General features: G+C 61.3%; 12 protein-coding genes. 10 read left to right on the forward strand and 2 right to left on the reverse strand.

The window, feature by feature from the left end:
• The first annotated feature begins 8 nt into the window (after window positions 1-8).
• From F4U94_RS02220 to F4U94_RS02260, 9 genes are all read left to right on the forward strand, one after another.
• Window positions 9-1,577 (forward strand): glycoside hydrolase family 43 protein, encoded by a 1,569-nt coding sequence (locus F4U94_RS02220; protein ID WP_120252966.1) that lies wholly within the window; start codon window positions 9-11, stop codon window positions 1,575-1,577.
• Window positions 1,574-3,916, forward strand: coding sequence for a glycoside hydrolase family 95 protein (locus F4U94_RS02225; protein WP_120252965.1), 2,343 nt, complete (start codon window positions 1,574-1,576; stop codon window positions 3,914-3,916). The genes F4U94_RS02220 and F4U94_RS02225 overlap by 4 nt, the downstream gene beginning before the upstream one ends.
• Window positions 3,913-5,826, forward strand: coding sequence for an NPCBM/NEW2 domain-containing protein (locus F4U94_RS02230; protein ID WP_120252964.1), 1,914 nt, complete (start codon window positions 3,913-3,915; stop codon window positions 5,824-5,826). Before F4U94_RS02225 ends, F4U94_RS02230 begins: the two co-directional genes overlap by 4 nt.
• A gap of 16 nt (window positions 5,827-5,842) precedes the next feature.
• Window positions 5,843-8,167 (forward strand): glycoside hydrolase family 127 protein, encoded by a 2,325-nt coding sequence (locus F4U94_RS02235; RefSeq protein WP_120252963.1) that lies wholly within the window; start codon window positions 5,843-5,845, stop codon window positions 8,165-8,167.
• Window positions 8,168-8,438: 271 nt separating this feature from the next.
• A complete protein-coding gene (locus tag F4U94_RS02240) occupies window positions 8,439-9,566 on the forward strand; it encodes a glycoside hydrolase family 43 protein (protein ID WP_120253534.1) in 1,128 nt (375 codons plus the stop codon).
• Window positions 9,567-9,686: 120 nt separating this feature from the next.
• On the forward strand, window positions 9,687-12,326 hold the full coding sequence (locus F4U94_RS02245; RefSeq protein WP_120252962.1) for a glycoside hydrolase family 3 C-terminal domain-containing protein: 2,640 nt from the start codon (window positions 9,687-9,689) through the stop codon (window positions 12,324-12,326).
• 32 nt (window positions 12,327-12,358) lie between these two features.
• The gene (locus F4U94_RS02250; protein WP_120252961.1) at window positions 12,359-13,927 is read left to right on the forward strand and encodes an alpha-N-arabinofuranosidase; all 1,569 of its coding nucleotides are present in this window, start codon (window positions 12,359-12,361) and stop codon (window positions 13,925-13,927) included.
• 42 nt (window positions 13,928-13,969) lie between these two features.
• Window positions 13,970-14,929: an alpha/beta hydrolase gene (locus F4U94_RS02255; RefSeq protein WP_120252960.1), complete on the forward strand. Its 960-nt coding sequence runs from the start codon at window positions 13,970-13,972 to the stop codon at window positions 14,927-14,929.
• 190 nt (window positions 14,930-15,119) lie between these two features.
• The gene (locus tag F4U94_RS02260) at window positions 15,120-15,515 is read left to right on the forward strand and encodes a barstar family protein (RefSeq protein WP_197716461.1); all 396 of its coding nucleotides are present in this window, start codon (window positions 15,120-15,122) and stop codon (window positions 15,513-15,515) included.
• A 22-nt stretch (window positions 15,516-15,537) separates the two neighbouring features.
• Here F4U94_RS02260 and F4U94_RS02265 read toward each other — a convergent pair whose 3' ends face one another.
• Together F4U94_RS02265 and F4U94_RS02270 are read right to left on the reverse strand one after the other, a co-directional pair.
• A complete protein-coding gene (locus tag F4U94_RS02265; RefSeq protein WP_120252959.1) occupies window positions 15,538-16,263 on the reverse strand; it encodes a metallophosphoesterase family protein in 726 nt (241 codons plus the stop codon).
• Window positions 16,260-17,093, reverse strand: a complete 834-nt coding sequence (locus tag F4U94_RS02270; protein WP_120252958.1) for a diacylglycerol/lipid kinase family protein — start codon at window positions 17,091-17,093, stop codon at window positions 16,260-16,262. The genes F4U94_RS02265 and F4U94_RS02270 overlap by 4 nt, the downstream gene beginning before the upstream one ends.
• Window positions 17,094-17,232: 139 nt before the next feature.
• On the opposite strand from F4U94_RS02270, the gene F4U94_RS02275 reads away from it, so the two are divergent.
• On the forward strand, window positions 17,233-18,258 hold the full coding sequence (locus F4U94_RS02275) for an extracellular catalytic domain type 1 short-chain-length polyhydroxyalkanoate depolymerase (protein ID WP_120252957.1): 1,026 nt from the start codon (window positions 17,233-17,235) through the stop codon (window positions 18,256-18,258).
• The last annotated feature ends 121 nt before the right edge of the window (window positions 18,259-18,379 follow it).

Consider the following 18,379-nt stretch of genomic DNA (forward strand, 5'->3'; position numbering starts at 1 on the left):
GCGACGGCATGATCCGCACCGCGGCCATCGGCCTCGCCATCGCCACCGGTCTGATCGCCGCCGCCCTGCCCGCGCAGGTCTGGCGGTCCGATCAGGGCGATGGCACCTATCGCAATCCGGTGCTGTTTGCTGACTATCCCGATCCCGACATCATTCGTGTCGAAGATGATTTCTACTTCGTATCCACCACTTTCGCCAACGCACCCGGCGTTACCATCCTCCGTTCCAAGGATCTGGTGAACTGGCGTATCGCGACCCATGTGGTCGACCGGCTCGACGGCGATCCGCGCTATGATCTGAAAAATGGGGGCGACTATCGCCACGGCTTTTATGCCGCCAGCCTGCGCCGTCACAAGGGCATGTTCTACCTCGCCGTCACCCCTGTCGGGCACAAGACCCGCATCTATCGGTCCGCCAGGATCGACGGTCCCTGGACTTACAAGGAACTGGATCGCGAGGCCTTCGATCCCGCCCTCTTCATCGACGTGGACGGGACCGCCTATCTGGGCACGTCGGTCGGCACCGACGGCACGGTCACGCTGCTGACGCTCAATAACGACCTTTCCGCCGTCACCGGCGCGAAAGTCGCCTATTACAACAAGGGTGCCGAAGGATCGAAAATCATCCGCCACAATGGCTATTATTATCTTTTCAACGCCATCCCGTCCAAACTGGCGATGACCATATCGCGATCGCGCAGCCTTTGGGGGCCGTGGGAGACCAAGCCGTCGATCGACGACAGGAGCGGCGGCCATCAGGGCGCGATGGTCGATATGCCGGACGGCAGCTGGTACGGCTTCGTCATGGTGGATGCGGGCGCGATCGGCCGCATGACCAATATCAGCCCGATCTTCTGGAAGGATGACTGGCCCTGGTGGGGCACGCCGGACAAGCCCGACGTCGTGCCCGACCGGTCGCCCAAGCCGATTTCGGGCCATGCTTTCGCAGAGCCGCCTTCATCGGATGATTTTTCGTCCCGGAAACTGGGGGTGCAGTGGCAGTGGAACCATAATCCCGACGACAGCAAATGGTCATTGACGCAGCGCCCTGGTTTCCTGCGGCTTCATGCGACCCAGGCGGACGGTATCTGGACCGCACGCAACACGCTGACGCAAAAGGCGCAAGGGCCAAAGATGCGTGCCATCGCGAAAATCGATACTGCCGGTATCAAGGCAGGCGATGTCTGCGGCCTCGGCAGTTTCGGCAAATATAATGCCCAGCTTGCGATCGTCGGCGGCCAAAAGGGTGCGCAATCGCTGCGGATGCAGCTGACCGAAAGCACGAAGGATGGTCCCCGCACGGACGTCCGAGTTCCCGCCATTCCCGTTACCGGTCGCACCCTCTGGCTGCGCAGCGATATGGATTTCGATACCAAGCAGGGCCGTGTCGGATACAGCCTCGACAACCGCCTGTGGCAGGATGTCGGCGATGCCTTCCCGCTCGCTTTCGACTGGCGCACCGGCACCTTTCAGGGCCAGCAGATTGCGATATCCTGCTACAATCCTACTCCCGCCGGCGGCTATCTCGATATCGACAGTTTCACGCTCGCGCCTCTCTCCGTCGGCGCGCGGCCATGACCTTCAGCCGTCGCGAAACCATGGCCGCCATGGCGGCTGGGACGGCTGCCATGGCGGCAGCCCGACCGGCTCGCGCAGTACCCGCCCCGCACGCCGCACTCGCTTTATGGTATCACCAGCCCGCCACCGAATGGACCCAGGCGTTACCCATCGGAAACGGACGCTTGGGGGCGATGGTGTTTGGCGGCATAAGCCAGGAAAGGTTACAGCTCAACGAAAGCACGCTCTGGGCGGGGCAGCCCTATGATCCGGTAAATCCACAGGCGCTGACCATGCTGCCCAAGGTGCGCGAGCTGATCTTCGCAGGCAAGATCGCGGAGGCCGAAGCGCTCGCCAACCAGACGTTGATGGCCAGACCGTTGACCCAAATGCCCTATCAGACACTGGGCGACCTGATCCTCGATTTTCCCGGCCTGGGCGACGCCAGCGCCTATCGCCGCGATCTCGATCTCGACAAGGCAATGGCGACCACCCGGTTCGAGGCGAACGACGGTGTCACTCATGTCCGTCAGGTCATCGCTTCCCCGGCGGACCAGATCATCGCCGTCCGCCTGACTGCCGGCGGCGAGAATGGACTTGATGTCGATATTACTCTCCGATCCCCCCAGCGTGGAGTTCAGGTCGTCGCAGATGGCCCTGCCGGTCTGCTCCTCACCGGTCGCAACGGCGCTTCCAAGGGGGTAGAGGGCAATCTCCGTTTCGCCGCCCGCTTGGCGGCTGAGGTGGAAGGCGGCACCACCACCCAGGCTGACGACGGCCGCCTCAACATCCGCAACGCCAAAGCCATCACTTTGTATATCGCCATGGCGACCAGCTATCGGCGCTTCGATGATGTCGGCGGCGATCCGATAGCAGCGACCGCCGCGACGATCGCCAGGGTCAGGGGGCGCACCTTCGCGCGCATCGCCGCCGATACCGCCGCTGCGCATCAGCGCTTGTTCCGCCGCGTCGCCCTCGATCTGGGCACCACGGCGGCTGCGCAACTGCCCACCGATCAGCGCATCGCAGCCTCCCAGACCAGCGACGATCCTGCGCTTGCGGCCCTCTATTTCCATTTTGCCCGCTACCTGATGATCTGCGCGTCCCGCCCCGGCGGTCAGCCCGCCAATTTGCAGGGTCTCTGGAACGACAGTCTCAATCCACCCTGGGGTTCCAAATATACCATCAACATCAACACGCAGATGAATTATTGGCCGGCAGAGCCGACGGCACTGGGCGAATGTGTCGCGCCCCTAGTGGATATGGTGCGCGAACTGGCCATCACCGGCGAACGCACCGCCCGCACCATGTATGGCGCGCGCGGTTGGGTCGCCCATCATAATACCGACCTTTGGCGCGCCACCGCACCGATCGATGGCGCACAATTCGGCCTTTGGCCCACCGGCGGCGCATGGCTCTGTACCCATTTGTGGGACCATTATGACTATGGGCGCGACCATGCCTATCTGATGTCCATCTATCCGCTGATGGCGGGGGCGGCGCGGTTCTTCCTGGACACGCTCCAGCGCGATCCCTCGACCGGCTTCCTCGTCACCAATCCGTCGATGAGTCCCGAAAACCCGCATGGCCATGGTGGCACCCTTTGCGCGGGGCCAACGATGGACATGGCGATTTTGCGCGATCTCTTTACCCAGACGATAGAGGCTGCGACGATCTTGCAGGCCGACGTCGCCCTTGTCGGCGAAATGCGCGCCGCGCGAGACGCACTCGCGCCCTATAAAATCGGGCGCAACGGCCAGCTTCAGGAATGGCAGCAGGATTGGGACGCCGACGCGCCGGAGCAGGATCACCGACATGTGTCCCACCTCTACGGCCTGCATCCGTCGCGCCAGATTATGCCCGACGACACCCCCACACTTGCCGCTGCCGCGCGTCGCACGCTGGAGATACGGGGCGACCGCGCCACCGGGTGGGCGACAGCCTGGCGCATCAACCTGTGGGCGCGGCTGAAGGATGGCGACCATGCCCATGATATCCTGCGTTTCCTTCTCGGGCCGGAACGGACCTATCCCAACATGTTCGATGCCCACCCGCCCTTCCAGATCGACGGCAATTTCGGTGGCGCGGCGGGCATCGTGGAAATGCTGATGGGCAGCCATGGCGACGTCATCGACCTGCTCCCCGCGCTGCCCAAGGCGTGGCCGACCGGTAGCGTCACCGGCCTGCGCGCGCGGGGCCGGTGCCGCATCGACCTCCACTGGCGGGACGGCCGACTAGACCGCGCCGTTCTGCGGCCCGAACTGTCTGGAACCCGCACTATCCGCCTCGCAGATAAACGCCGCGTGTTGACGCTCAAGACCGGTATGCCGGTTTCCCTGACTCCCAAGGATTTTGCATGACCATTCGCCGTTATATTCTGCCGATGATCGCGCTGTGCGCCAGCCCCAGCCTCTGGGCGCAAACCGCGCCGGCCAACGCGCTCGATCCGCTGGCCGCCACCGGACGCTGGAGCGCCTATCAGGTCGGCAGTGCACAACTGCCGCCGATGGGCTGGAACAGTTGGAACGCCTTTTTCACTGAGATTGACGAGGAAAAACTGCTGGGTTCCGCCAAGCGGATTATCGATACCGGCCTTGCGAAGAAGGGCTATCGCTTCATCAATATCGACGACGGCTGGTGGCTGAAACGTCGTACCAACGACAACAAGCTCATCATCCGCGCGGACAAATTCCCCTCGGCCCGCAGCGTCAAGGGTGATCCCTCTTTCCGTCCCCTTACCGACAAGCTTCACGCCATGGGCTTCAAGGCGGGCATCTATTCCGACCTCGGCCGCAACAGCTGTTCCCAGGCCTATTCCGACGGACCGGCGCAACTGCCCGAAGGCACGGTGGCCGAACGTGAAGTCGGCCTGTACGGGCATAGCGATCGGGATATCCGGCTGTTTTTCGCGGACTGGGGTTTCGACGCGATAAAGGTCGACGGCTGCGGCATCCGGGCGTTCGCCGCCGATGCGGAACGCGTCCGCAACGGCCAGTTCCGCGCGCTCCCCCCGATCATCGATCAGCACAGCATCGCCCGGTCGGACATTCCCGCCGTCAAGGCGCTCTTTGCAGACATCAACCAGTCTCTCGCCAAATATAATCCCGATGGCGACTATATGCTCTCGCTCTGCATCTGGGGCAGCGCCAATGTCCGCTCCTGGGGCAAGGATGTCGGCAGCATATCACGCACCAGTGATGATATCTCTCCCGATTGGCATCGGATGCTCACCAATTATGACAGCGCCGTACGCCGCGCCCTCTATGCTCATCCTGGCAGTTGGAACGATCCGGATATGCTTTTCATCGGCAAGGGGGATTTCGATGCCGATCATCTGACCGAAGCCCGGTCGCATTTCGCATTATGGGCGATGATGAACGCACCGCTTCTGATCGGCGCGGATTTGCGGACCACGCCGCAACCGCTGCTCGATATTTTCGGCAATGCAGACCTGATCGCGCTCAACCAGGATCCCGCCGGCAATCAGGCGACCGTCGCTTTCGACAGCGATGGGTTCCAGATCCTCGTCAAGACGCTCGCGAACGGGGACAAGGCCGTGGCCTTGTTCAATCGAGGATCGTCTCCGGTCGATGCGGTACTGACCGCCGATCATCTGAAACTTCGCGCCGACTATCCCATTGCCTTGTCGAACCTTTGGACCGGCGCAAAGAGCGATTTCACCAAGGAAGTGAAGTTGCATGTCGAACCGCGCGAAACGCTGGTTTTCCGTGCAAATGGCCGCCGCATCTTGGCAGATGGCCTGTATCTATCGGAACAGCCCGGCGTCGTGAACCCGGCAGCTGACGGCGTCGTGCAGCCCGAACCTGATCCTACCATCTATCGTTCGATACCGGGCTGGCGGGGCACACGCGGGATCGGCGAGCGCCCCATGTACGCCGGATGGGGCGGCGCGATGGCCGATGCGACGCCCTATAATCAGGCGCTCGTCGTTGCGGGTCAATCCTTCGCCTCGGGTGTGGGGATCCTCGCCAACTCGCGGCTAGAAGTGCGCAACAAGGGCTTTGCCCGCTTCACCGCGTCGGTCGGCGTTGACGACAGCGCTTTGGATGGCGATCAGCCTGTGCGCTTCTTCCTCTTTGGCGACGGCAAGGCACTTGCGAGCACGCCGCCATTACGCCGAGGCATGCCTGCGCAATCGATGGAAGCGAACGTCAAGGGGATCGCCATCCTTGAACTGGTGGCCCGCGCCGATGGCGTGAAGGACAACGCCGTTCCGGTAACATGGGGCGACGCCGCGCTGCGGCGCTGAAAGGAGAGACAATATCATGCGCTACCCTATCGCCCGCCGCACTTTGCTCACGTCGGCCAGCCTGCTTTTCTCCATCTCGCCCGCTATGCTGCGCGCCGCAACGGCACGCCGCTCAGTACGGGCCGAACCGATCTCCAGCCGTCATGTGACGCTCAAGCCCTCGCCCTTCGCCGATGCGATGGCGGCCAATCGCCGCTATCTTCTTTCGCTCGACCCGGAACGGTTGCTGCACAATTTCTATCTTACCGCAGGACTAACGGCACCCGCACCGATTTACCGCGGATGGGAAAGCGAAAGCATCGCTGGCCACACGATGGGTCATTGGATGTCGGCCATGTCGCTGACCATCGCCAATGGCGGCGACCCCGAACTGGTCGCTGTTCTGGATCGAACGCTATCGGCTATGCAGCGCATCCAGGCAGCAGGAAAAGACGGCTATCTGGGCGGCATGACGGTGTTGCGCGAGGGCCAGTCGGTACCGGCCAAGGTCGTATTCGAGGAAATTCGTCGCGGCGATATTCGCGTTACTTGGGAACTTAACGGTGCCTGGGTGCCGATTTATGCTCTGCACAAGATTTTGGCCGGCCTGATCGATGCCTATCAACTGGCAGAGCGCAAGGATGCGTTGCCGATCGCGATTGGCGTGGGCAAGTATTTTGCGACTATCGTGGAAGGGCTGGACGACGATCAGTTGCAAAAGGTCCTGTCAGTCGAGCATGGCGGCATATTGGAAAGCTATGCCGCACTTTACGCGCTGACCGGCACGCCCCGCTGGCTCGATATCGCGCGACGGTTGCGCCACCACGCCGTGGTCGATCCGCTGATGCATAGTGAAGACAGGCTCCCCGGCCTGCACGCCAATACGCAAATACCCAAGATCGTCGGACTGGCCCGCCTGTACGAAGTGGATGGCGACGTGGCAGACGCCAACGCCGCCCGTTTCTTCCACCAAAGCGTTACCGACCATCACAGCTATGTCATCGGCGGCAATTCGGAACGCGAACATTTCGGTCAGCCGGACCGGCAGGGCGAGCAACTGACCACGGCCACCTGCGAAGCGTGCAACAGCTATAATATGCTCAAGCTCACCCGTCATCTTTACGGCTGGTCGCCCAGCGCGGACTGGTTCGACCTGTATGAACGCATCCAGATCAATCATATCCTCGCTCATCAGCGCCCCGACACCGGCCAGTTCGTCTATTTCATGCCGATGGAGGCCGGGGCCAAGCGTGATTACTCCACGCCGGAAGATAGTTTCTGGTGCTGCGTGGGTTCAGGGATGGAAAGCCACGCCAAACATGCCGATTCCATTTACTGGCGCGACGGATCGACTCTGTTCGTCAATCTCTTCATCCCTTCGACGCTGGATCTGCCCGACGGTCTGACGTTGGACATGGACACGCGCTATCCACAGGACGGTCAGGTGATGCTGACGGTCACGCGCGCGCCGCGCCGCGCAATGGCGCTGGCCATCCGTCGCCCTGTCTGGGCGGACGGGGCGAGCATCATGCTGAACGACCAGCCGCTCACCACGGAGCCGCAGGACGGCTATTGGCGTGTCGCTCGCCGTTGGCGTGCGGGCGATCGCATCGCCATCGCCATGCCGATGACATTGCGATCGGAGCCGCTGCCCGGCGCGTCCGACACTTATGCCTATCTAAGCGGCCCTCTGGTCCTCGCCGCCGATCTTGCCCCGGCGGATCAGCGCTTCGATGGTCCTGCCCCCGCTCTGCTGATCCAGAATGACGCCGCTAGCGCGCTGACCGCTCTTGCCGACCGTCCGCATCATTATCGCGCGACCGACATACTGGGCCAACAGCATGACATCGTCCCATTCTATCCGCTCTACGACCGCCGCACTGCCGTCTATTTCCGCACCTTCACACCGCAAAGCTGGCGCAGCGAGCGGACGGCCTATCTCGCCGCGGAGGCCGCGCGCGTCGATCTTGCACGCCGCACCATCGATATTTTCCATATTGGCGAGATGCAGCCCGAACGGGATCATGGCTTCAGCGCCACGGGCGGCCAAAGCGCCGAATTCTATGGGAAGAAGAATCGCTCCCTGCCGGAAGGCGCGCAGGCCAGTTTCACCATCCAGCGTCGCCCCGGCCCCGCCATGCTCCAGATCACCTATTGGGGCAATGATACCGGCCGTGAAATGCGGATCGTGGTGGATGGCCGGGAAGTCGCGATCGAGCGGCGCGAACGGCGCAAACAGAATGAGTGGCTGCTCGTCGACTATCCACTCGCGCCGACGAAGGCCGCGCGGTCTACCGTCACGCTCACAGGCATTAAGGGCAAAAGCACCATTTACGGCGTCCGAAGCCTCGAGGCGGAGTGATAGTGAAGATGCGCGAAATAGCGCCTGCCACTCAGGCTCCCCGCGCATTCGTCCGGCGCCATCATGGCCCGTTGGCGCGGCAGGACAGTATCGCAATATTCATCATTAATGTTTGCGCTATCAAACGGGAAATGATGCGTAATTATGATGGTTTCCCGCCATGCTGAATTCGGCATCGCCGTCGAAAGAGGGGATTGCACCATAATCATGATAGCGCTATCTACATCGTTCATAAAATGATTGTCATATAACAGGAGGGATAGCCATGTTGATGCCATCGCGCAGACTGAGCGCCTTACCGCTCGCCATGGTCCTGCTTGCCACGGCATGCGGTCCGAACGCCCAGCCGGAAAATCAAGCCCAGCAGACCAAGGCGGACAAACGCGCCGCGTCAGAATATTTGTCCCAGCCTTTGGTGACGGACATGTATACGGCCGACCCGTCCGCCCATGTGTGGGACGGCAAAATCTATGTTTATCCCAGTCACGATATCGATGGCCCGACGCCCGAGGACGATCTGGGCGCGCATTTCGAAATGCGCGACTATCATGTGCTGTCGATTGACAAGATCGGCGGGCCGGTGACGGTCGGACCGGTGGCGCTGGACGTCAAGGACGTGCCCTGGGCCGAAAAGCAGATGTGGGCGCCCGACGCTGCGCGCAAGAACGGCACCTATTATCTCTACTTCCCGGCCAAGGACAAAGAAGGCGCGTTCCGCATCGGCGTCGCCACCTCCAAAAATCCGATGGGGCCGTTCAAGGCCCAGCCGCAGCCGATCAAGGGCAGCTATTCGATCGATCCGTCCGTTTTCACCGACGATGATGGTGCCAGCTATATGTATTTCGGCGGCATCTGGGGCGGACAACTGCAACGCAATATCGACGGCAAATATGACGCCAATGGGTCCAAGACGGACCTGGGCCAGGACGATAAGCCCGCAATTGCGCCGCGCGTGGCCAAGATGACCGGCGACATGCTGGAATTCACCGAAACGCCCCGCGCGGTCCAGATACTCGATGAGAAGGGCAAGCCCATTCTAGGTGGCGACCATGATCGTCGCTTCTTCGAAGCATCCTGGATGCATAAATATAAGGGCAAATATTATTTCAGCTATTCGACCGGCGACACCCATTATCTCGCTTATGCGATAGGAAACTCGCCTTATGGTCCCTTCACCTACAAGGGCCGCATCCTGGAACCAGTGGAAGGATGGACCACGCATCATTCGATCGTCGAATGGAACGGCCGCTGGTGGTTGTTCTACGCCGACTCCCAACTGTCAGGCCAGACCAGATTGCGTAACGTCAAGGTGACCGAACTGCGCTACAATCCGGACGGCACCATCCAGACCATGAATCCTTTCGTCGCCCAAAGCGCGAAAGATGGCGCCGCCCGTTAGGGCGCGACAGGCGCGGGGGAAGTGCCCTCCTCCGCGCCATTTCTCATACAATCCGGGCGAGGTTCCCTCCCCGCAATAAGGCGACGCCGGAAAACGGCGCGCCATTCCATGGGAGAGATTATGAAGACCGCTTTCTGCCCGCGCGTCGTCGCTGCAATGCTCGTCCTTTCAACCTCCTGCCTTGCCCATGCGCAGGCGACCGCAATAGCGCAAAGCGATGTGTGGAACGAGGCAGAGGGCAAGGCGCGCGCCATCGTCGACAAGCTGACGCTGGATGAAAAGGTCGATCAGCTGTTGAACACGGCGCCCGCCATCCCGCGCCTCGACATTCCCGCCTATAATTGGTGGACGGAATCGCTGCACGGCGCGATCGGGGCCGTACCCACCACCAATTTCCCCGAACCCATCGGCCTTGCCGCCACCTTCGACGCACCACTGATAAAATCCGTAGCCTCCGCCATCAGCACTGAAGTGCGCGCTTTGCACACATTTGGGCGTCAAACCGGCCATTTGGGCCGGATCGGCACCGGGCTCGACACATGGTCGCCCAATATCAATATTTTCCGCGATCCGCGTTGGGGCCGCGGCCAGGAAACCTATGGCGAGGATCCGTTCCTGACCGCCCATATCGGCGTCGCCTTCATTCAAGGGATGCAGGGCGACAATCCGGACCTGCCCGATGTCGTCGCCACCCCCAAACATTATGCCGTGCATTCCGGTCCCGAACCGAGCCGCCACACCGACAATATTTTCGCGACGAAGCGCGATTTGGAGGATACTTACCTTCCCGCCTTTCGCGCTGCCATCGTAGAGGGCAAAGCCGGCTCCATCATGTGCGCATATAATCGGGTGGACGGCGAACCGGCTTGCGGCAGCCCGATGCTGCTGACCGACTATCTGCGCGACGCGTGGGGCTTTAAAGGCTATGTTGTGTCGGACTGCGACGCCGTGGTCGATATCTACGATCATCACAAATATGCGCCCGACGCTGCAACCGGCGTAGCCGTTGCGCTGCGCCGCGGTGTCGATAGCGAATGCAATAATGCCACGCTGGGCGGGAAGGCCGGCCTTGGCGAGCGCTACAAGGAAGCCCTGGCCAAGGGCCATATCAGCATCGAGGATATCGATACCGCGCTCGTGCGCCTCTTTTCAGCGCGCCTGCGCAACGGCGATCTGCCCGGCCTGTCAGGTCGCAAGCAAAACAACATTCCGGTCGAAATGATCGGCATGGCCGAGCATCAGGCTCTCGCGCTCGACACAGCGGAAAAAAGCTTGGTTCTACTCAAGAATGACGGTGTCCTGCCGCTGAAACCCGGCGCAAGGATTGCGCTCATGGGGCCTTTGGCGGACGCTACCCGCGTGCTGCGTGGCAATTACAGTTCGGCCAAAAGCGCGCCACCCATCTCGGTTGCCGATGGCCTTAAACAGGCGATGCCCGGATCGGCCATCACGCTCGTTCCATTTTCACCGTCCATCACCGACGGCGACCTTGTCCCCGGCACGGCGCTGCGCACGCCCGATGGCAAGCCCGGTATCAAGGCGGAATATTATAATGCCATCGCCAAGGACCGGTTTGGCAGCAAGCCCGTGCTTACGCGCACGCAGGACAGCATCACGTCCCGCGCGGCCGAATTCAAGCAGGTGGCAACCGATCACAAGATCGTCTGGACCGGCTATCTCGTCGCGCCCGAGACCAGCATCTACAGGTTGGCGCTCACCGGGGTGAAGGGTGAAGTCTCTCTCAACGGCAAGACGATCGTCACCGCGACAGACTATTCGCGCTGGGCCGAACCGCTCAAGCTGACCGATGTGTCGATGACCAAGGGCGAACGCTACGCCATCCGGCTTCAGGGTCAGAGCGGCGTTCCCGCCGCCCCTGCCATCTTCTGGAAGCGCGTCACCGACGATCTGGATCGCGATATGATGATGGGGGCGAAGGATGCCGCCGTCATCGTCGCCGTCGTCGGCCTCACCTCCGATTTGGAGGGCGAGGAAATGCCGGTGAAGGTCGACGGCTTCGAGGGCGGTGACAAGACGACGCTCGATCTGCCAGCCGACCAGCGCGCTTTTCTGGAAAAGGCAAAGGCGTTGGGCAAGCCCCTCGTCGTCATCGCCATGAATGGCAGCGCGATCGATCTGTCTTGGGCAAAGGAAAATGCCTCAGCCATATTGGAGGCTTGGTACCCCGGCCAGTCGGGGGGCAGGGCCGTGGGCAATGTCCTGTCCGGGAAGGTCGATCCGGGCGGCCGGCTGCCACTTACCTTCTACAGGAGTGTAGGCGATCTTCCTCCGTTCAACGAATATGGCATGGGCGGCCGGACCTATCGCTATTTCAAGGGCAAGCCCGTCTATCCGTTCGGCTATGGCCTCAGCTACACACGTTTCACCTACACCCCGCCAGTCATCGAACCCATCGGCGGCGTAGTGGAAAACGGTATCACGGTCCGCACCCAGATCACCAACAGCGGACAACGCGCTGGCGACGACGTAGCTCAACTTTATATCACGCCTCCTGCGTTCGACGGGGCGCCGCGCACAGCGCTGCGCGGCTTCCAGCGTGTTTCGCTCAAGCCCGGAGAAAGTCGGGCGATCGAATTCACTTTGTCTCCCCGTGACCTGAGCTTCGTCACCATGGCGGGCGAACGGGCCCTTATTCCTGGTGACTATCGTCTCACTATCGGCAGCGGGCAGCCGAGCACAGACATCCCGGTTGAAACCGGCAGTTATCATATTTCCCGATCGGTCCCATTGCCCAAATAAGGCGATGCCGCTCCTTTCCAAGAGGATATTCGATGATCAAGACCCTGCGCCGCACTACCGCTATGCTGCTGATGTGCGCCAGCGCGCTTGCATGCAGCACTGCCTTTGCCAATACGGATGACAAGCCGACCACCGCGACGATCCATGCAGATCGGCCCGGCCCCGTCTATGACAAACGGATATTCACCCAGTTCGCCGAGCATCTGGGCACCGGCATCTATGGCGGCCTATGGGTCGGCAATGACAGGTCGATCCCCAATAGCAATGGGTTTCGCAACGATGTCATCGGCGCGCTGCGAAATCTTGCCGTGCCGATGATAAGATGGCCCGGCGGCTGTTTTGCCGACGAATATCATTGGCGGGAAGGGATCGGGCCGAAGGCAAAACGGCCCGTAAAGGTCAACACCAACTGGGGCGGCGTGACGGAGCCGAACACCGTCGGCACGCACGAGTTTTTCGAGTTGCTGCGACAGGTCGGCGCAGAGGCCTATATTTCCGGCAATGTCGGCAATGGCAGTCCGCAAGAGATGGCCGAATGGGTGGAATATATAACCGCTCCGGCCGGAACCTTGGCCGAGGAACGCGGGCGAAACGGGCAGAAGGCGCCATGGTCGCTCCCTGCCTTTGGCATTGGCAACGAACTATGGGGCTGCGGCGGCAACATGCGGGCGGAATATGGCGCCGACGTTACGAAGCGATACGCCACCTTCCTGAAGGTGCCCGCCGGCAAGACGATGACAAGGATAGCATCCGGCGCCAACGGCGCGGACTATAATTGGACAGAAGTGATGATGCGCGAGGCGGGCAAGCATCTCGATGCATTGTCGCTGCATTATTACACCATCCCTCAAGGCGGCTGGCCGCCCAGGGCCGATCCGGTCAATTTCGATGAAACGGCCTGGGCTGATACGCTTGCCGCGACGTGGAAGATGGATGAACTCATCACAGGCCACGCCAAAGTGATGGACAAATATGATCCACAAAAGCGCGTCTTTCTGGCGGTCGATGAATGGGGCACCTGGTATGCACCCGACCCCGGCACCAACCCCGGTTTCCTGCGACAGCAGAACACGTTGCGCGATGCGCTTGTAGCCTCGGTCAATCTCGATATCTTCGCCAAACATGCCGACCGGGTTCGCATGTCCGCCATCGCCCAGATGGTGAATGTGCTACAGGCGATGATATTGACCGATGGCCCCAAGATGGTGCTCACGCCCACCTATCATGTGTTCGAAATGTACAAGCCCTGGCAGGATGCGACTGTTCTGCCATTGGATCTGACCACGCCATGGTACAACAAGGACAAGTTCGTGATGCCCGCGGTCAGCGGATCGGCGGTGCGGGGCAAGGACGGCAAAGTCCATGTCGGCCTCTCCAATCTCGATCCCAATCAGTCCAATACGGTCACCATGAAGCTGGCGGGCCTGCATGTCACGACCGTTTCAGGCCGTGTCCTGACGGCTGCGACGATCAACGCGTACAATAGTTTCGATGCGGCCGAAACCGTCCACCCCGAACCCTTTAGCGGGGCACGGGTCAGCAACGACTTACTGACCGTCACGCTGCCGCCAAAATCCGTAGTGGTGCTTGATCTGCAATGACGTTCGGAAAGCAACAATCGTCAGTTGGGAGAGGAAATTATCATGAAAGAGGCAAATAAGACGTCCGCTCTGCCATTTCGACTTGGACACCTGGCGGCCATTGCTTGTGCCGTCTGGTGCAGCCCCATCTGTGCCCAGGCGCAGGAGGACAAGGATAAGATGACATCCATCGCGGTGCCGGCCCAACGGGACGCGATCGAACTTGGCACCGGTCCCCTGCCGGGAGCGAAAGCAAAGGAAAGCTGGCACCGCCAATATGGCAGCCAATTCGCCCGCAACGTTACTATCGCCACGCTGACGCCATTCCTGCCCGACCCGGCCAAAGCGTCAGGTGCCGCAATCGTGGTAGCGCCGGGTGGCGGATTTCGAACCCTGTCGATGGACAATGAAGGTTATGACGTTGCCCGCGCCCTAGCGGCCAAGGGCATTGCCGCCTTCGTCATCAAATATCGCCTGCGGCAAACACCGGCAGATATGGCGGGTTTTGAAAAGTCGATGCAGGACATGTTCTCCGGCGCCGCTCGGGCGCCTCTCCCGGCGGCCAATAACGCTGCAACAGACCTGGCGCCTCAACTCGCAGATTCCATCGCCGCTTTTCGCTTGATCCGCAGCCGTGCTACGCAATGGCATGTCGATCCCGATCGCATCGGCATGATCGGCTTTTCGGCAGGCGCGATGCTGACGATGGCGACGACCTTGGCCACGAAGGACGCCAAGCCGGCTTTCATAGGCAACATCTACGGGCCACTTGGTAGCATGACGGTGCCGCAAGACGCCCCGCCGATGTTCGCTGCGATCGCTGCGGATGATCCATTGTTCGGCAACCGCGATTTCAAGCTGATCGACGATTGGCGCGCAGCCAGGCGACCGGTCGAATTTCATCTTTATGAGCGAGGCGGTCACGGCTTCGGCATGTACCGCAAAGCGACGACGAGCACCGGATGGTTCGACGCTTTCGTCGGATGGCTCGACATGCACGGCATGCTTAAACCGGGCAATTGAGGAAGCCGTCGCACTTCGCTCAGTGAAGCAGTTTCTGTCATCGGATGCGGCCGAACCGCTTGCCGACCTGGAACCGCTGAAACCGGCAGAGGAATCTGCCGGTCCTGGACGCACCTTAAAATCGCGTTGCGGACCGGGAAACCGCAGCGCAATCCAATGATCCTATACTTATCGCGCTGGACTGCCCATCATGCGCCTCATGCAACTTATTCTAAATGGTGCGTCAATCGTCGATATTCCCTCCTTCTATGCGGAGATCAATCGGGTCTTCATGACGGGGGAGACATGGGAGTTGGGGGAAAGCCTTGACGCGCTGAACGACATGCTGTTCGGCGGCTACGGCGTCCTGTTGGGCGCCAATCATGCGACAATCCTCTGGCAGGATATGGCCTTCAGCCGCGCGTCGCTGGGCGTCGAAACGACGTTACAGTTTCTGGAAGAGCGCCTGGCAATCCGGCAGAACTTCAATGGCCAAACCATTGTGCGTCAGTTGGAGGCACTGCGCGCGGGCACCGGCAAGACCTATTTTGATATCGTGATGGAAGTTTTCGCGGACCATCCATCCATCGAGATCGTCTCCGCCTAGGGCAGCTTTGCCGTCACGGCGTCTACGGCATCGACCGCACAACGACTTCCATCCTGCCGTCATCGATATGGAGGCAATTGAAGGATGGCGGGGACGCCCGCACACGCTCGGACAGGGTGCCTGCTCCAATCAGCCTGATCGTGCGACCAGCAAGGTTCAGCGACATGTCGAACGGATCATGGACATGACCGCTCAGCACCGCATCGACGCCCGCCTTGGCCAATGCCGCAAGCGCCGCCGTGCCCCCGCGCGTCCGGGAGGACATGCGCGTGTCGCCTTCCACCAAGGGATGATGGCACGCCACCAGCGTCAAGCCCCTTCCCGAGCCCGCCCGGATCATGCCCAGCGTCCGGTTTATACTGGCATCGCTGACAACACCCTTCGACCAGTTCAAGCGCCATTGGAACCGCGCCGTCGTCCTAAGCGGCACGATCCTGACGCCGGGCAAATCAAACGGCCGCTCGACCAAGCGCTCCAAGGCTTCGTAGCGGCCATAGGGCCTCAGGAAACGCGCCAGCGGGAATAGCGGAAGGTCGTGGTTGCCGACCTCGACAGTGATGGGCTGCCCCAACGCCCGGAGCCACTGCGCCGCCGCTTCAAACTCGCTCGGGCGCGCCTGTTGCGTCAGGTCGCCCGTCACCACGATGAGGTCGGGCTGTTCCATGGCGACAATATCTGCGAACCAATGCAGCGCCTGCGGGTCTTCGGCCCCGAAATGGAGATCGCTGACATGGAAGAGCCGGATCATGCCGCCTCTGGCCTTGTGGCAAGGAAAACCTTCGCGGAGCGTCCGCAGGTGAAGCGAGTCCCCGGCTCTATCGTAATGCTCTCACCATCGAACAGCGCGAGAACGGGGCGCTTGCCGCTCGTCCTGAAGCTTTTGGCGGGCCTCTCCTTCACTGCGCGCGCCGCCACCCAGTCGCCGCGCAACCATTCCCAGCCAAGGTCGAGGATCGTGCGCCAGTCGCGCGCATCGACTGCTGTGACCGTCATGCCCGTCTCCTCGGGCGATACGAAGATGGCCTGATAGCCCCGCTGCATCCCGGCGACGCCAGTGACACGAACCGCCTGCCCGAAGGTTCGTCGCCAAGCCCGGACAGCGAAACGGAACAACCGATTATATACGCCTTTGCGCGCTGCCTCACGCACCTCGGCCCAATGCGCGGCGGGGCCTAATATCACCGCGACGAAGGCACGCGATGACCCGGCCTCGATATAGGGGCGTGCCACGCGAACGGGAGCAGCATGGGCGGCATGGACGATCTCCGCCGGTTCCCGATCCCCGTGCAAGGCCTTTGCGAGCAGGTTCATCGTGCCGCCCGGCAGGATCAATATCGCTCCCTGCCAGTTGGCGAGAGCGCAAAGGCAAGCGTTGATCGTCCCATCGCCCGCGAACAGGACCACCGTGTCGATCCTCTCGGCCGCAAGATCCGCTTCATCGGGTATATCCTCATCCGGGAAACCGCTGTGCCGGACGAGGTCCAGGCCACGTTCATGGCAGATCGCCTCGATCGCCGCACATCCGGAATCACTGGTCGAGCCAGACTGCGCGTTCGAAATCAGCCAAAGTCGGTCCATCGTCGAACGTCATGCCTCCCGTCGGATGCTGCGATCTGAACGGCTGATCGTTCAACCTTTATGACAGGACAGTTATTTCTGGCAGGATCAATGCGGTCCGCCGGTCGTTCTTCGATGGAGAGCCAAGCGCGGGGACATTATGGCCAATCTTGTAAAGACCTTGTTCAAGGCCGCTCGTCTGGCGCGCAAAGGGCGACCTATGTCCGCGGCCTTCGCAATCGGCGATGCGATCGCTCCCCCGGGCCATGCAGGGCGCAAGCCGGCCTCCATCGGAGCAAAACGCAAGACCTCGTCGTCTCGACCGCCACGCCCGGAGCCGGGAAGCTTCCTCTCGGATGAGTTTCGCTGCGCGCAAGGAAGCCTGACCTACAAATTCTACACCCCGCACGGTTCGGCCCGGCGGCGCATGCCGCTCGTCGTAATGCTGCACGGCTGTTCGCAAACGGCGGCGGATTTCGCCGCCGGCACCGGTATGAACCGGCTCGCCGACGAACTAGGCTTTCTCGTTTTATATCCGCAGCAATCAAAGAATGCGAACCTTGCCCGCTGCTGGAATTGGCACAATCCCGCGCATCAGGGGCGCAGCGGAGAGCCTGCCGTCATCGCCGCCCTTACCCGCCACGCGATCATCCTAGGCCGCGCCAATCCGGCGCGGGTCTATATCGCCGGACTATCTGCGGGAGGAGCGGCCGCCGCCATCATCGGTGCGGCCTATTCCGGCATCTTTGCCGCAGTGGGGGTCCATTCCGGCGTTTCCCATGGCGATATCCGGTCGATAAGCGCGGCAATGTCTGCGATGCGTGGCGATGCGCGGCCTCGTCTGGCCGGGAAGCCAAGGCGTCCTCTGCCTACAATTGTCTTCCATGGGGATCAGGATCGGGTCGTGCATCCGTCCAATGCAGGCGCATTCCTCCACCAACTGGAGCAGGCGCACCCCGGTCCGCTCGTTGCGCGATCCGTTACCGGCCGCTCCGATAACGGGCGGGATTTCACACGAAGGATTTACAAATCGAAGTCCGGCGACCTGCTGTTGGAAGATTGGACTGTCCATGGAAGCGGCCATGGCTGGTCGGGCGGCCAAGGGGGTTCCTATACTGACCCGGCAGGCCCAGATGCATCGCGGGCGATGATGGATTTCTTCCTGTCCGTGCCCCGGCGACCATGACCTGGTCCGACCGCTTGTCGTCCTGAGGCGGCAGGACTGACCGATCCCGACGGCCGCGAATATCCCGCGGCAAGTCATTTCGAATTCGGAACATTTTTTAAAATGAGATGTTGATCCCGTT

The sequence above is a fragment of the Sphingobium limneticum genome (genome assembly GCF_008710155.1).
GTDB lineage: Bacteria > Pseudomonadota > Alphaproteobacteria > Sphingomonadales > Sphingomonadaceae > Sphingobium > Sphingobium limneticum.

Coding starts and splice junctions, on each gene's coding strand:
- F4U94_RS02270 (WP_120252958.1), bottom strand. CDS start 17,093: ATGGACCGACTTTGGCTGATTTCGAACGCGCAGTCTGGCTCGACCAGT.
- F4U94_RS02225 (WP_120252965.1), top strand. CDS start 1,574: ATGACCTTCAGCCGTCGCGAAACCATGGCCGCCATGGCGGCTGGGACG.
- F4U94_RS02230 (WP_120252964.1), top strand. CDS start 3,913: ATGACCATTCGCCGTTATATTCTGCCGATGATCGCGCTGTGCGCCAGC.
- F4U94_RS02250 (WP_120252961.1), top strand. CDS start 12,359: ATGATCAAGACCCTGCGCCGCACTACCGCTATGCTGCTGATGTGCGCC.
- F4U94_RS02235 (WP_120252963.1), top strand. CDS start 5,843: ATGCGCTACCCTATCGCCCGCCGCACTTTGCTCACGTCGGCCAGCCTG.
- F4U94_RS02220 (WP_120252966.1), top strand. CDS start 9: ATGATCCGCACCGCGGCCATCGGCCTCGCCATCGCCACCGGTCTGATC.
- F4U94_RS02265 (WP_120252959.1), bottom strand. CDS start 16,263: ATGATCCGGCTCTTCCATGTCAGCGATCTCCATTTCGGGGCCGAAGAC.
- F4U94_RS02255 (WP_120252960.1), top strand. CDS start 13,970: ATGAAAGAGGCAAATAAGACGTCCGCTCTGCCATTTCGACTTGGACAC.
- F4U94_RS02245 (WP_120252962.1), top strand. CDS start 9,687: ATGAAGACCGCTTTCTGCCCGCGCGTCGTCGCTGCAATGCTCGTCCTT.
- F4U94_RS02275 (WP_120252957.1), top strand. CDS start 17,233: ATGGCCAATCTTGTAAAGACCTTGTTCAAGGCCGCTCGTCTGGCGCGC.
- F4U94_RS02240 (WP_120253534.1), top strand. CDS start 8,439: ATGCCATCGCGCAGACTGAGCGCCTTACCGCTCGCCATGGTCCTGCTT.
- F4U94_RS02260 (WP_197716461.1), top strand. CDS start 15,120: ATGCGCCTCATGCAACTTATTCTAAATGGTGCGTCAATCGTCGATATT.